Annotated in this window: 13 protein-coding genes; 12 read left to right on the top strand and 1 reads right to left on the bottom strand. The window is 41.9% G+C overall.

Annotated elements, in window-relative coordinates; translation table 11 throughout:
• Window positions 1-8 precede the first annotated feature (8 nt).
• Both murI and alaS read left to right on the top strand, forming a co-directional pair.
• Window positions 9-788: a glutamate racemase gene (gene murI, locus Q0625_RS08675; protein WP_298825917.1), complete on the top strand. Its 780-nt coding sequence runs from the start codon at window positions 9-11 to the stop codon at window positions 786-788.
• Between the two features lie 66 nt (window positions 789-854).
• The gene (gene alaS / locus Q0625_RS08680; RefSeq protein ID WP_298825919.1) at window positions 855-3,488 is read left to right on the top strand and encodes an alanine--tRNA ligase; all 2,634 of its coding nucleotides are present in this window, start codon (window positions 855-857) and stop codon (window positions 3,486-3,488) included.
• A 70-nt stretch (window positions 3,489-3,558) separates the two neighbouring features.
• On the opposite strand, the gene Q0625_RS08685 is transcribed toward alaS, so the two are convergent.
• Entirely contained in the window at window positions 3,559-5,028 is a 1,470-nt protein-coding gene (locus Q0625_RS08685; RefSeq protein WP_298825922.1) for an MFS transporter, read from the bottom strand.
• A 100-nt stretch (window positions 5,029-5,128) separates the two neighbouring features.
• Here Q0625_RS08685 and Q0625_RS08690 point away from each other — a divergent pair, with 100 nt between their 5' ends.
• From Q0625_RS08690 to Q0625_RS08735, 10 genes are all read left to right on the top strand, one after another.
• Complete coding sequence (locus Q0625_RS08690) at window positions 5,129-5,380, top strand: FeoA family protein (RefSeq protein WP_298825925.1); 252 nt, start codon at window positions 5,129-5,131, stop codon at window positions 5,378-5,380.
• Complete coding sequence (gene feoB / locus Q0625_RS08695; protein ID WP_298825928.1) at window positions 5,367-7,478, top strand: ferrous iron transport protein B; 2,112 nt, start codon at window positions 5,367-5,369, stop codon at window positions 7,476-7,478. Before Q0625_RS08690 ends, feoB begins: the two co-directional genes overlap by 14 nt.
• Before the next feature lie 143 nt (window positions 7,479-7,621).
• Entirely contained in the window at window positions 7,622-8,188 is a 567-nt protein-coding gene (locus tag Q0625_RS08700; RefSeq protein ID WP_298825931.1) for a LemA family protein, read from the top strand.
• A 135-nt stretch (window positions 8,189-8,323) separates the two neighbouring features.
• Window positions 8,324-9,253: a M48 family metallopeptidase gene (locus Q0625_RS08705; RefSeq protein ID WP_298825934.1), complete on the top strand. Its 930-nt coding sequence runs from the start codon at window positions 8,324-8,326 to the stop codon at window positions 9,251-9,253.
• 2 nt (window positions 9,254-9,255) lie between these two features.
• Window positions 9,256-9,693 (top strand): acyl carrier protein, encoded by a 438-nt coding sequence (locus tag Q0625_RS08710; RefSeq protein ID WP_298825937.1) that lies wholly within the window; start codon window positions 9,256-9,258, stop codon window positions 9,691-9,693.
• Entirely contained in the window at window positions 9,693-10,091 is a 399-nt protein-coding gene (locus Q0625_RS08715; protein ID WP_298825939.1) for a hypothetical protein, read from the top strand. Before Q0625_RS08710 ends, Q0625_RS08715 begins: the two co-directional genes overlap by 1 nt.
• Entirely contained in the window at window positions 10,088-10,837 is a 750-nt protein-coding gene (locus Q0625_RS08720; protein ID WP_298825941.1) for an ABC transporter ATP-binding protein, read from the top strand. The genes Q0625_RS08715 and Q0625_RS08720 overlap by 4 nt, the downstream gene beginning before the upstream one ends.
• Complete coding sequence (locus Q0625_RS08725) at window positions 10,830-12,104, top strand: ABC transporter permease (protein ID WP_298825944.1); 1,275 nt, start codon at window positions 10,830-10,832, stop codon at window positions 12,102-12,104. The genes Q0625_RS08720 and Q0625_RS08725 overlap by 8 nt, the downstream gene beginning before the upstream one ends.
• Entirely contained in the window at window positions 12,079-12,528 is a 450-nt protein-coding gene (locus Q0625_RS08730) for an acyl-CoA thioesterase (protein ID WP_298825946.1), read from the top strand. The genes Q0625_RS08725 and Q0625_RS08730 overlap by 26 nt, the downstream gene beginning before the upstream one ends.
• Window positions 12,498-13,196 (top strand): response regulator transcription factor, encoded by a 699-nt coding sequence (locus tag Q0625_RS08735; protein ID WP_298825949.1) that lies wholly within the window; start codon window positions 12,498-12,500, stop codon window positions 13,194-13,196. Before Q0625_RS08730 ends, Q0625_RS08735 begins: the two co-directional genes overlap by 31 nt.
• Window positions 13,197-13,200: the final 4 nt, after the last annotated feature.

The following is a 13,200-nucleotide window of genomic DNA, read 5'->3' on the forward strand; positions in this document are numbered from 1 at the left end:
ATTAATCATTGACAAGTCCTATTGGTTTGTTTGATTCAGGAGTAGGTGGTACTACTATCTGGAAGGAGGTGGTGCGCCAGCTCCCTCATGAGAGTACATTGTTCTTGGCCGATAGTCTCAATGCTCCTTATGGAGAGAAATCTACGGAGGAGATTATAGCTCTTTGTGAGAAGAATACAGAGTACCTACTGGATCATCATAGCAAACTCATTATTGTAGCCTGTAATACAGCCACTACCAATGCCATAGCCCATCTTAGGGCTAAGTACAAGGTGCCCTTTATAGGGATAGAACCCGCTATTAAGCCTGCGGGACTCTATAGCCAGACCAAGACAATCGGGGTATTGGCGACACAGAGTACGCTAAGGAGTACTTTCTTTGCCAATACCTGTCAGCACTTGCTTGATGGGGGAGTACGTGTACTCAAGCAGGAGGGGATAGGTCTGGTACCGCTCATAGAGGAAGGGAAAATAAATACACCTGAGATGTTTGCCCTTCTAGAGCAATATCTCCGTCCTATGGTAGCTGAGGGGATGGATTACCTTGTATTGGGCTGTACCCATTATCCATACCTCACTTCTCTTATTTCGGAGATTCTTCCAGAGAATGTGCGTATTATGGACTCCGCTCAAGCAGTAGCTAAGCAGACAGAGCGTATCCTCTCCCAAAACAATCTACTTGCCAAAGAAGAAAGTATTCCTTCTCACCTTTGGCTGACGAACAAACAAGTAGAGATACTACAATCCTTTGCTCCTCCACAGGTAAAGGTACAATATGAAAAATTTTGAATTTTATAAATTTGAGTTAGTGGAAGCTAATAACTAACCACTAACCACTAATAACTAAATAAACATATGACCTCACAAGAGATAAGAGCGTTATTTCTAAAATTTTTTGAGAGCAAGGGACACACCATAGTACCCTCTGCTCCTATGGTGATTAAGAACGACCCAACCCTGATGTTCACCAATGCAGGGATGAACCAGTTCAAGGAATTTTTCTTAGGAAATGCTAAGCCTAAGCAGAAACGAGTAGTAGATACCCAAAAGTGCCTCCGTGTGTCGGGGAAACATAATGACTTGGAAGAAGTAGGACGTGATACCTATCACCATACCATGTTCGAGATGCTAGGCAACTGGTCTTTTGGCGACTACTTCAAGAGGGAAGCTATTAGCTGGGCATGGGAGTTACTCACCGAAGTGTATAAGATTCCTAAGGAAAACCTATATGTAACTGTCTTTGAAGGAAGTCCTGAGGAAGGGGTGCCTTTTGACCAAGAGGCTTATGATATTTGGAAAGAGCGTGTTGCAGAAGATCATATCCTCTTAGGAAACAAAAAGGACAACTTCTGGGAAATGGGTGATCAAGGTCCTTGTGGTCCTTGCTCAGAAATACATGTGGATATTCGTTCCGATGAAGAAAAAGCCAAGAAAGCGGGTCGTGATTTGGTTAATAATGATCACCCTCAGGTGATTGAGATTTGGAACAACGTCTTTATGGAGTTCAATCGTAAGGCCGATGGTTCCTTGGAGAAACTTCCTGCACAGAATGTGGATACCGGTATGGGCTTTGAGCGCCTTTGTATGGTGCTGCAAGGCAAGCAGTCCAACTATGATACGGACGTTTTTACCCCCCTAATCCACAAGGTGGAAGAGATTACCAAAACTCGCTACACCAATGGTATACAAGTAACCCCCGAACAAGAACAGATCAATGTGGCGATACGTGTAATTTCCGACCACATTAGGGCGGTCGCCTTTGCTATAGCTGATGGGCAATTACCTTCCAACAATGGAGCGGGTTATGTGATTCGTCGTATCTTGCGCCGTGCTATTCGTTACGGATTTACTTTCTTAGGACAGAAAGAGCCATTCATCTATAAGTTGGTAGAAACTTTGGCTAAGCAAATGGGGGGTACTTTCCCTGAGCTAGAAAAAGAGTTCCTCTTGATTGTGAGTGTGATTAAGGAAGAAGAAGCCTCTTTCTTACGTACCTTAGAACAAGGGCTACTTATGCTCGATGTGATGATACAGAATACTGCTGATAAGCAACTCTCAGGTAGTAAGGCTTTTGAACTCTATGATACTTATGGTTTTCCCAAAGACCTTACAGCCCTTATCCTTTCAGAACGAGGTATGACCTTGGACGAAGCTTCTTTTGAGGAGCATCTCCAAAAGCAGAAAGAACGCTCTCGTGCAGCGGCTCAAGTGAAAGCAGGTGACTGGGTAGTACTTCGTGATGACGAAGAAGAAGAGTTTATCGGATATGATACACTGGAGGCAGTAGTACGCTTGGTCAAATACCGTAAGGTAGAAAGCCAAAAGGACGGTACCCTTTACCAATTGGTGTTCAACACCACTCCTTTCTATCCTGAAGGAGGAGGACAAGTAGGAGACCGAGGTACCCTACAGTCGGCCAATGGAGAAATCACTTATATTATAGATACGAAGAAGGAGAACAACCTTATTATCCACTTGGCGGAACATCTGCCCGAAAACCTTACCGATCCGTTCAAGGCGGAAGTGCACCCTATAGGTCGTACCTTGGCACAATCTAACCACAGTGCTACTCACCTATTGCATCAGGCTCTAAGAGAAGTCTTGGGTACTCATGTGGAGCAAAAAGGTTCACATGTATCACCAGAGGCTTTGCGCTTTGACTTTTCTCACTTCGCTAAGCTTACTCCGGAAGAACTCACTGAGGTAGAGCGAATAGTGAACAAACGCATTCTTGATAAAATTCCGCTTCAGGAGCATCGCAATATTCCTATCCAACAGGCTTTGGAAGCAGGCGCTATGGCACTCTTTGGAGAGAAATATGGAGAGAAGGTACGTATGATACAGTTTGGTGAGAGTAGGGAACTATGTGGAGGTACTCACGTAAAGAATACAGGAGACATCTGGTTCTTCAAGATTGTTTCTGAAGGCGCAGTAGCCGCAGGAGTACGCCGTATAGAAGCCATTACCAATGCGGGTGCCCTCAAGCACTTCTTGTTACAAGAGAAACTCTTGGAAGAGATTAAGTCTTCCCTTAAGAATCCTCAAGATCCTATCAAGTCAATTGTTAATCTACAAGAGGAAAATGCACGCCTACATAAGGAGTTGGAACAACTCAAGAGAGAGCAAGCCAAACAGCTTAAGGGCGAACTCAAGGGAGAATTTGTTCCCGTTGGTGATGTACAATGTCTTACTAAGCGCTTGGATTTGGATATGGCTACCCTCAAGGATTTAGCCTTTATGCTTGGTGAAGAAGTCAAGGATGCAGTGATTCTCTTTGGAGCTGCACAAGAAGATGGTAAGGCGTTGCTCCTATGTTATATCAATAAGGAATTGGCTAAGAACAAAGGCTTAGATGCAGGCAAAATCGTACGCGAATTGGGCAAATGTATCCAAGGTGGCGGCGGTGGTCAGCCTTTCTTCGCTACCGCAGGCGGTAAAAAACCTGAAGGTATCGCTGAGGCTTTGGAGAAAATAAAAACTATGTTATAACCTATAACAAAATAGCTAATACATAATAAATGGCGTCTCTATTTATGGTAGAGACGCCATTTGTTCTGTTTTAAAAAATATACAGAGTAGCTGCCTTATCATATTTCTCAGGATATTTTTCTTTTACATAAGAATTGACATCAAAGAGAATACGCAGGGTAATAGGGATATTTTTCTCCTTATATCGGCGTGCCCAAAAGGAATATGCCCAGCGTATTGCTGTATCTTCTATATCACTATTGTTCAGATCTCGGCGGAGTTCCTCAGAGAGGTTGTGCTGAGTATATATCCTTACCAGTCCCCTTAGTTGGTTTTCTAGCATCCATTTCTCACTATACCCCCCTGAAACAGGCTCTTCTTTCTCGGTTTGCTCCATCACTCGGTAGATGTCTTTGTATAAAGAGACATTGTTCTTATCCAGATAATACACCTTAAGTAGGTAACGCGCTCTAGTACTATAACGGAGCAGCTGATTTTGATCCATATTTTCTAAGGTAAAAGTACCTAGCTGCTTCCAAAAAGAGGAGAGCATATAAGAGTCTTTGCCGAGTTCCTTTGTAAAATTATATAGGTTTTTTTCTTGGGCATCTTTACTTTCTTTACTACGGTCTATCTCACGGGAGATTTCTTCTAAACCAAGTACAGATTTCATTTGGTCGAATAATTTTGTAAAGAAATCACGACCGAATTTGTCAGAATCCCACTTGTAAAACTCATCAGCCTTGTCCCATTCCATATAATCCTCTTGGTCAGCCTTAAAAGCAAGCGGATTGTAGGTTCCTTTGGTTTCTTCTTCAATTCGATAGGTAATACAAGGTTCTTCCTCTTCCTCAGGGGTTTCTTCTATAGCTTCTTCTTCATAGTAATGTACATAAGAGTCGGTTTCTACCATAAGCTCAGGGTGATAATCTTTGTTGATATAGGAATACCCTCCAAAATTCAGTTCTTTTGGCTGTTTATGATAGGCATAGATACTAATGCCCATTACAAAGGCAAGGGTGATACCACAAACGGCAAAAACCACCCCACCCAGTAGCCGAATACCACGTCGCCAAAGCCATCGGCCTAAAAGGAAAACGGGAAGGAACCCCGCAAAGGCAGCTAGAAACATAGGTAAGGAGGTGTCTTTTTCTAATTCAAAGGAAAAATGATTCGTTAGATAGATGATAAGATAATTGATCACTAATAAACCTATGAAAATAACCTCTCCCAATAGAAGATCCTTCATCCAAGGCAAGAGTTTGAGTGCTTTCTTCTTGATATAATACCAAATAACCCCTATGATATTTCCCACTACCATAGAGAAAAACAAGAAATAGCAAAGCGAATGTAACAATAGGAAGAAAGAGTTGCCATACTGGCTGTTATCGGTAAGCGTATAAAAGGGAGCTAGTACGATTTTTAAGAATTCTTCAGCAGGTTCATACCCATACAGATAGACCTTATTATTGATGAATTGGGTTATAAAAACAAGTAAACCAACGATAGCAATTGAAGTGAGTTGTACCAATACTATCGAACGTAAGAGATAATTTTTCATAGGCTTTAGTCTTTGCTTATAGAGGACAAAAGTAAATAAAATTTTCATATTTAGGAAAAAAAATAGTATCTTTGCCTCCTTAAATTAAGTATAAATAAAAATGACACTTACCATCAATGACCTTAAGCGTGGGGATAAATGCCTGATCAAGGAAGTAGTTACCGAACAGTTACCTATGAAGCTGTTGGAATTGGGGTGCCTCCCCGGCAATACTGTAGAGCTGGTGGAGATAGCGCCCTTGGGGGATCCTCTCTATCTGATTATCAATGATACTCATATGGCTATTCGCCGAGAGATGGCACAATATATTGAGGTAGAACTCTTTAATTCTGATTCCGATGAGCAAGCATGAGATAAAAGTGGCGCTGATAGGAAACCCCAATGTAGGGAAATCCTCTATCTTCAACCTGCTAACGGGTATGAACCAACATGTAGGAAACTACCCAGGGGTTACTGTGGATAAGAAAGTAGGCTTTTGCAAACTCTCCCAAACTATCAATGCAAGGATATATGACCTGCCAGGCACCTATAGTACCAATCCTAATTCCATGGATGAGAAAGTGGCTGTAAGTTGTCTCTTGGACAAAGATGATATAGACTTTCCCGATGTGGTGGTATTGGTGGCTGATGTGGAAAACCTCAAGCAAAACCTCTATCTCTATACCCAGATAAAGGACTTTGGTATACCTATGATCTTGGCTATCAATATGGCCGATCGGATGAAACCGCGAGGCATTACCATAGATATTCCTGCCTTGGAGGAGGCACTCCATACACGAATAGCTCTTATCAGTACCCGACAGAAAACAGGTATAGAGGAGCTAAAAGAGTTGATTGTCAACTACAAAAAACTCCCCTTGGACAAGGTTGTAGATATCAACCGTATAGATCCTACTTATTTTAAGATACTCCAAGAGAAATTCCCTAATGAAGAATTAGGCAAACTCTGGATGGTCATCTCTCAAAACTTTGAGGTGATCGGAGCGCTGCGCAAAGTTGAGATTCAGAAAGAGCATATAAAGACAGAGGCTGAAATCAAAAAAATGCAGCAGCGAGAGACGATATTTCGCTATCAGGCTATAAACCATGCTCTCAAGGATACTTATAAAGTAACTGCTGTGGGAACCCGTGCCCTTTTGGATAAAATCCTTCTGCATAAGGTATGGGGGTATGTGATCTTTATGACTATTTTACTACTGATTTTTCAAGTAATTTTCTATGTGAGTGAATACCCCAAAGGCTGGATAGAAAGCGCTTTGGGCTGGGTAGGCAACTGGATAGGTAATGTACTGCCCGAAGGCTCCCTCACCTCCCTCCTAGTAGATGGGGTGATACCGGGGCTTACTGCTGTGGTTTCCTTTGTTCCCCAGATAGCATTGCTCTTTTTCTTTATTTCCCTACTTGAGGAAAGTGGCTATATGAGTAGGGTCGTCTTCCTTATGGATAGGATTATGCGTCCTTTTGGGCTTAATGGGAAGGGAACCATTCCACTGATCTCAGGGGCAGCCTGTGCCATACCTGCGGTAATGGCTACTCGTACTATTGAGAGTTGGCGTGAGCGCTTGATTGCCATTTTGGTAACTCCCTTTATCACCTGTTCAGCGCGACTCCCTATTTATCTGATCATGATAAAGCTGGTGATTCCAGAGGGAAATTACTTCTTCTTTAACAATCAGGCTGTAGCGCTTTTCTTGCTCTATATGTTTGGTGTATTTATGGCCATTTTCTCTGCTTGGCTTCTCAGTAAGTTCTTGGTGCTGAAGCATGCTTTCCAAACACACTTTATTGTAGAGATGCCCACCTACAAAGTACCTTTGGCACGCAATGTGCTACTGACAGTATATGATAAGTCTAAAGCCTTTGTTCTCAGTGCAGGGAAGATTATATTCTTCATGACGGTACTCATCTGGTTCTTACAGACCCATGGGCTAAGTGAAAAGTACCGCAATGCAGAGGTACATACCGAGCAGCTGGCGACCCAATATGGTTGGGATGAGGACGAGAAGGAACATTACCTTTTGAGCTACCGTACGGAAAATTCCCTTTTGGGAAATATGGGGAAATTTGTAGAACCTGTGTTTCGTCCCTTAGGATATGATTGGAAAATAAGTATTGCTGTATTAGGTTCTTTTGCTGCACGAGAGACCTTTGTAAGTACCTTGGCTACTATCTATAGTTTGGGAGAGGTAGATGTAGAGGAAGGGGAAGCCGAGCAGCGTACTGTAGTTACCCGCTTGCAACAGGAGATGCGCCCCGACGGTACCCCTGTCTTTAATTTGGCCACGGGGGTCTCTATCCTACTATTTTTTGCCTCCGCTATGCAGTGTATCAGTACCTTTGCCATTGTACGCAAGGAAACCAATAGCTGGAGTTGGGCGATTTTGCAATGGGTTTTCATGACAGGTTTTGCGTATCTCTCAGCTTTTGTAGCTTATCAGCTTTTGAGTTAAAAAATATTCTTAATTAGTTAAGACGCAATTTATTGCGTCTTAGAAGGTTTAATGGTTCTTTATTTTAACTATTGATTGGCGTTAATAAATAGGAATATTCATTTTTTTTAATTACTTTTGCGCTAATTTTAAATGTTTATATCATGACTGGACTTATTATTGTTATTGCCCTTGTAGTGGTGGTAGTACTTTGGTACATCAGTGCCAATAACAAATTAGTAGCCTTGGCTAATAACCGAGAAAATGCTTTTGCCGATATAGATGTACAACTCAAGCAGCGCCATGACCTTATTCCTCAGTTGGTAGCAGCTGTAAAGGGATATATGAATCATGAATCGGAGGTACTTACCAAAATTACACAAGCACGTTCTCGAGCGCTCAGTGCTACAAGTGTGAATGATAAGATAGAAGCTGAAAAGGAACTCTCTTCAGCTATGGGAGCTTTCAATATACAAGTAGAGGCTTATCCAGAACTTAAGGCCAATACCAACTTCATGCACTTACAAGAAGAGATAGCAGATATAGAGAACAAATTGGCCTCTGTACGTCGTTATTTCAATTCAACTACTAAGGAACTCAATACGGCTATCCAATCCATTCCTACCAATATTGTAGCAGGGTTTAAGCATATGACTCCTCAGCCTTTCTTTGATTTAGGTACTGAACAACGCAAACAATTGGACAAGGCACCAGAGATTTCTTTTTCGTAGAGAGGAAATACTAAGCAAAAAAGATTATAGAAACATATATGTAATAGCATATATGACTTTTCGAAAGGCTCTAAAAAGGAAAGGATTCGTTATGGTTATTGGTCATTTTCTTTTACTTTTATAACAAAATAAAGAATGCAGTACCTCGGAATACAACAACAAATAGCGAGAAATAATACCAAGTCGGTGTTGTTCTTATTAGCGTTCCCCTTACTTATCTTGGTAGGGGTATATGTGGTATTGTATGTGCTCTCTGACGAAGATATAGAACAAACCAATACGCAATTCCTTTCAGTAGTTCCTATAGTACTGGCGGGAGTGGGTATATGGTTTGTTATCTCTTACTTCTTCCATACCCAGATGATCCAAATGGCTACTCATTCGGAGCCTTTGAAGCGTAGGAATAACAAGCGGGTGTATAACCTGACGGAAAACCTATGTATGTCGGTAGGAATGCCCATGCCTAAGCTCTATATCATAGAGAGTGATGCGCTGAATGCTTTTGCTTCGGGGATCAATGAAAAAACTTTTGCTGTTACCCTTACACGTGGGATTATCAATAGGCTCAATGACGAGGAATTAGAGGGAGTGATCGCTCACGAACTGACGCATATCCGCAATCGTGATGTGCGCCTACTGATAGTCACTATTGTGTTTGTCGGTATCTTTGCCACCATAGCCGATTTGGCCTTGCGAATGCTCTTAAACGGAGGGGGGAAGATGTTTTCCTCTCGTAATCGCAAGAATGACAAGGGCGGTGGAACCATGCTTTTGCTTATTATTCTTTTAGTGGCAGGGGCTATCTATTTCCTTTCTATTCTTTTTAAGCTGGCGCTCTCTCGCTCACGGGAGTATATGGCCGATGCAGGAGCGGTGGAACTTACTCGTAACTCTATGGCTTTGGCAAGTGCCCTGAGGAAGATATCGGGACATTCCACTATTGAGGAGATTGATAATGACGAGGTAAAACAGCTCTTTATTGACTACGAGGCTGAAGGCTTTTTCTCTCTTTTCGCTACCCACCCACCTATAGAAAAGCGTATCCAAGTATTAGAACAGTATTGACAATGCACCCCTCTATTCTTAAATACCTACCCCATCGCCCACCTATGCAAATGGTGGATACCATCACCCTTATCAATGATATAAGTATTGTTACTTGTTTTCAGATCAAGGAAGATTGTATCTTCTTGTATGAGGGACACTTCACCGAATCGGGATTGATAGAGAATATGGCACAAACCTGCTCGGCTATTGTCGGGCAATTTTTCTTTGATAAGAATGACGAAGGCTCCAAGCATGTTATAGGCTACATAAGTGCCATAAAAAAGGCTGAAATATTTGACCTGCCACAAATTACACAAACTATTCGTACAGAAGCCACACTACTCTCACGTTATGATGATAAGGAGTATAGTATCTGTGCGATGGATTGTGCCACTTATTACCAACATCACCTGTTGGCAACAGCGCAAATGAACCTTTTTATCAAAGAAAACGACTGATGAAAGAAAACGAACTTCCTCAAGAAAAAGGTGCCTTAGATGGTATGAAAGAGCTTTGTTATGTAACAGATGCTCAGGGAAAATATACCACAGCCCTAAGTGAAGGCTGGGAGGTGAAGAATATCGCCTTGGAAGCTTCTTTTGGTCTTTTACAGGAGCAAATACAAGAGGCAAAAGCTCAGATACAAGCAGGTAAGCAAAGTCCCATAGTGTATTATATGATACGTGAACGAATGGATTGGGCTACCTTGGCCAGTTATATGAACAAATGGCAGTGGATTATCAAAAGGCATGCTAAGCCTAAGGTATTTGCTCGTTTGTCAGAGAAGACATTGAGAAAATATGCAGAAATATTTGGAATTTCTGTGGAAGAACTTAAAAACTTCTCAGCGATATGATAGAAAAAGTGGTAGAAGTAACCCATCTGTATAAGAAATATAAGGAATCAGAGGATTTTGCACTGAAAGACCTTTCTTTCTCTATACAAAAAGGAGAAGTATTTGGTGTTTTGGGTACCAATGGTGCAGGAAAGACAACACTGATGTCTATTCTCATGGGAGGATTCCAGCCTACTGCAGGACACTTTACTATATGCGGCTTATCTTATAAGGGACAAGCCCAACAGATTCGTTATAAAATAGGGGTTGTTCCTCAGGAATATGCCCTATACCCAACTCTTACAGCAAAGGAAAACCTTCACTATTTTGCCAGCCTATATGGGCTTAGGGGGAGGGAAGTGCATGATAGGATAACCCAAGCACTTAAGCGTGTTGGTCTTTGGGAGGTCGCTGATAAGAAGATAAAATACTTTTCTGGTGGTATGAAGCGGCGTATCAACCTTTTGGCAGGGATTCTCCATACCCCTGAAGTACTTTTTTTGGACGAGCCTACCGTAGGGGTAGATGTGAGTTCCAAACATATCATCATAGACTACTTAAAAGAACTTAATGAACAGGGTATGTCTGTTCTATATACCTCACACCATATGCAAGAGGCACAGGATTTCTGCCACAGAGTGCTTATTTTAGACAGAGGTACATTGCTTTGTGAAAATACGCCTCAAGGGCTTATAACGGATCTCAAAGCCCAAAACCTAGAGGAGGTATTTGTTCGTCTCACTTCTCAAGATATGGCTTATGAATAAGTTTTTTGCTTCTATCTATAAGGAAATACTGCTTATAAGCAGGGACTTAGGAGGGCTTATTATTCTGTTTGTAATGCCTCTTATCTTAGTTATTACCGTTACCCTGTTGCAGGATGGTGCTTTTCGCAATATCTCGGAGCAGAAAACCACTATTATATTGGTAGATAATGATCATGGAACAATAGGCGAACATATACGGACAAGTATCGAAAAGAGTGGCTTCTTTATGATTCTCTCCGATGATGCCATCAGAAACCTTAACGAGACGAAGGCTAAGCGTATGATACGTGAAGGAAAATTCCCCATGGCTATAGTGCTCCCTGAGCACCTCTCCGAAGACCTTGAGCGAGAAGTAAAGCAAAAGGTAGATAGGATACTAAGTGCTTTTATGGAGGAGACCCCCGCTGAAGATTCTCTTAAACCATTTGAAACCAAGGAGATACGTATTTACTTTGATCCTACTTTGCCACTCTCCTTTAAGGAAACGGTCAAAACTCATATAGATAAGATGATGTATCAGGTAGAGAACCGTTTTATCTACACTGCTTTTGAGAAGGAATTAGGTGAAGGGAAGCAATTACCTTTTTCCTCAGAAAGAAGTCTCGTTACTTTTGCGGAGATCAATCCTACCTCTACGGCACAGATTCCTAATTCGGTACAGCACAATGTGCCTGCATGGGCACTCTTTGCTATCTTTTTTATCACCATTCCTCTTTCGGCTAATATCGTAAGAGAAAAGACACAAGGGACAAATATACGTCTTTTGACTTCGCCTCTTTCTTATGGAGAATTGCTTGTATCTAAGATTATAGTATTTTTAGCCATAGGTATTTTGCAGTTTGTTCTTATGGTACTTATGGGCTTATACCTTTTTCCGCTTATAGGCTTGCCCGCTTTGGAGATTGGCGGTCGTGTATTAGGGTTACTTGTGGTGGCTGTTGCTTCCTCTATGGCTGCCATTGGCTTAGGGGTACTTTTGGGAACCCTCTGCCATACACAAGAGCAGTCGGCACCTTTGGGGGCTACGCTTACTGTAATCTTGGCTGCCATTGGAGGGGTATGGATTCCTGTTTTTGTGATGCCGCCCTTTATGCAAATGGTCGCCAAGCTCTCTCCTATGAATTGGGGGTTACAGGCTTTTTATGAGATACTCCTCAGAGGAAGTAACCTCTCGGCTATATCGGGTAAGGTAGGGCTTCTTTTGTTGTTTTTTATTCTTTGTATGGTAATTTCTATAATGTATGACAAGACAAAAAGAAATCTATAAGCCTACTTCCCTAAGCGAAACCGTAGAACTTAGGGTGCGCTTTAGCGAGACGGATCCGCTAGGGATTGTATGGCATGGCAATTATATCAAATACTTTGAAGAAGGACGAGAGGCTTTCGGTAGGAAATATGGTATTTCCTATTTGGAGGTAGAGCGACATGGTTTTGCAACCCCTATTGTAAAGAGTGTATGCGAACATAAGAAAATGGTACGCTATGGAGAACTTCTTAGGATAGAGGCACACTATATGGATACCTCAGCCGCCAAATTGGTTTTTCAATATAGAATCTATAACCAGCAAAAAGAGTTAGTTTGTACAGGAGAGACGGTACAGGTATTCACCCACTTGAAAGAAGGCACCCTTTGCCTATACAATCCGGAATTTTATACCCAATGGAAAGAGAAACATTTATTACCCTGCTAATCATAGATAGTGATACCCAGTGGCTGGAGTATATAGCCCCTATATTGCAGAATGCAGGATTTGAGGTGCTTACGGCTATATCGGGAGCGCAGGCGTTGCGTATCATCAAGCGAACTGCTCCCGAACTATTACTACTCAATATCTTTCTTCCTGATACGGATGGGGTAGAGATTTGTGGACAATTACGACAGATGCAGCTACCTACTCGTCCTGTCATTGTATTATTGGCAGAGGAAAATCAGGACTATGCACTCCTTGCAGGTTTTCAGGCAGGTGCCGATGATTTTATCTATAAACAACTAAAAACAAAACTCTTCCTCTATAAGTTAGAGGCTCTCGTTAGGCTATGTTTCCATAAGCGTAGGGAGGTAAAGCAGCCTTTGGTATGTGGTGATTTCTCTCTGGAAGAGGAGACTTATACACTTACCAGAGCAGGGCAACAATATCTGCTCCCTAAAAAGGAATACGAGTTACTTTCCCTCTTGCTATCAGCTCCTAACAAACTCTTTTCCCGTGAAGAAATAGCTATGCAAATCTGGTCAGATCCTACCGTAGTGAATAGCCGTACGATAGATGTGCATATCGGAAAGCTCCGTGACAAACTAGGACAAGCAAGGATAAAGACCGTCAAGGGAGTGGGGTATAGGTTAGTAAAAAATGAAGCGTGAAAAA

The organism is uncultured Capnocytophaga sp. (assembly GCF_938029845.1).
GTDB lineage: Bacteria > Bacteroidota > Bacteroidia > Flavobacteriales > Flavobacteriaceae > Capnocytophaga.

Coding starts and splice junctions, on each gene's coding strand:
- feoB (WP_298825928.1), top strand. CDS start 5,367: ATGAGCAAGCATGAGATAAAAGTGGCGCTGATAGGAAACCCCAATGTA.
- Q0625_RS08690 (WP_298825925.1), top strand. CDS start 5,129: ATGACACTTACCATCAATGACCTTAAGCGTGGGGATAAATGCCTGATC.
- Q0625_RS08700 (WP_298825931.1), top strand. CDS start 7,622: ATGACTGGACTTATTATTGTTATTGCCCTTGTAGTGGTGGTAGTACTT.
- Q0625_RS08710 (WP_298825937.1), top strand. CDS start 9,256: ATGCACCCCTCTATTCTTAAATACCTACCCCATCGCCCACCTATGCAA.
- Q0625_RS08725 (WP_298825944.1), top strand. CDS start 10,830: ATGAATAAGTTTTTTGCTTCTATCTATAAGGAAATACTGCTTATAAGC.
- Q0625_RS08720 (WP_298825941.1), top strand. CDS start 10,088: ATGATAGAAAAAGTGGTAGAAGTAACCCATCTGTATAAGAAATATAAG.
- Q0625_RS08715 (WP_298825939.1), top strand. CDS start 9,693: ATGAAAGAAAACGAACTTCCTCAAGAAAAAGGTGCCTTAGATGGTATG.
- Q0625_RS08730 (WP_298825946.1), top strand. CDS start 12,079: ATGACAAGACAAAAAGAAATCTATAAGCCTACTTCCCTAAGCGAAACC.
- alaS (WP_298825919.1), top strand. CDS start 855: ATGACCTCACAAGAGATAAGAGCGTTATTTCTAAAATTTTTTGAGAGC.
- Q0625_RS08685 (WP_298825922.1), bottom strand. CDS start 5,028: ATGAAAAATTATCTCTTACGTTCGATAGTATTGGTACAACTCACTTCA.
- Q0625_RS08735 (WP_298825949.1), top strand. CDS start 12,498: ATGGAAAGAGAAACATTTATTACCCTGCTAATCATAGATAGTGATACC.
- Q0625_RS08705 (WP_298825934.1), top strand. CDS start 8,324: ATGCAGTACCTCGGAATACAACAACAAATAGCGAGAAATAATACCAAG.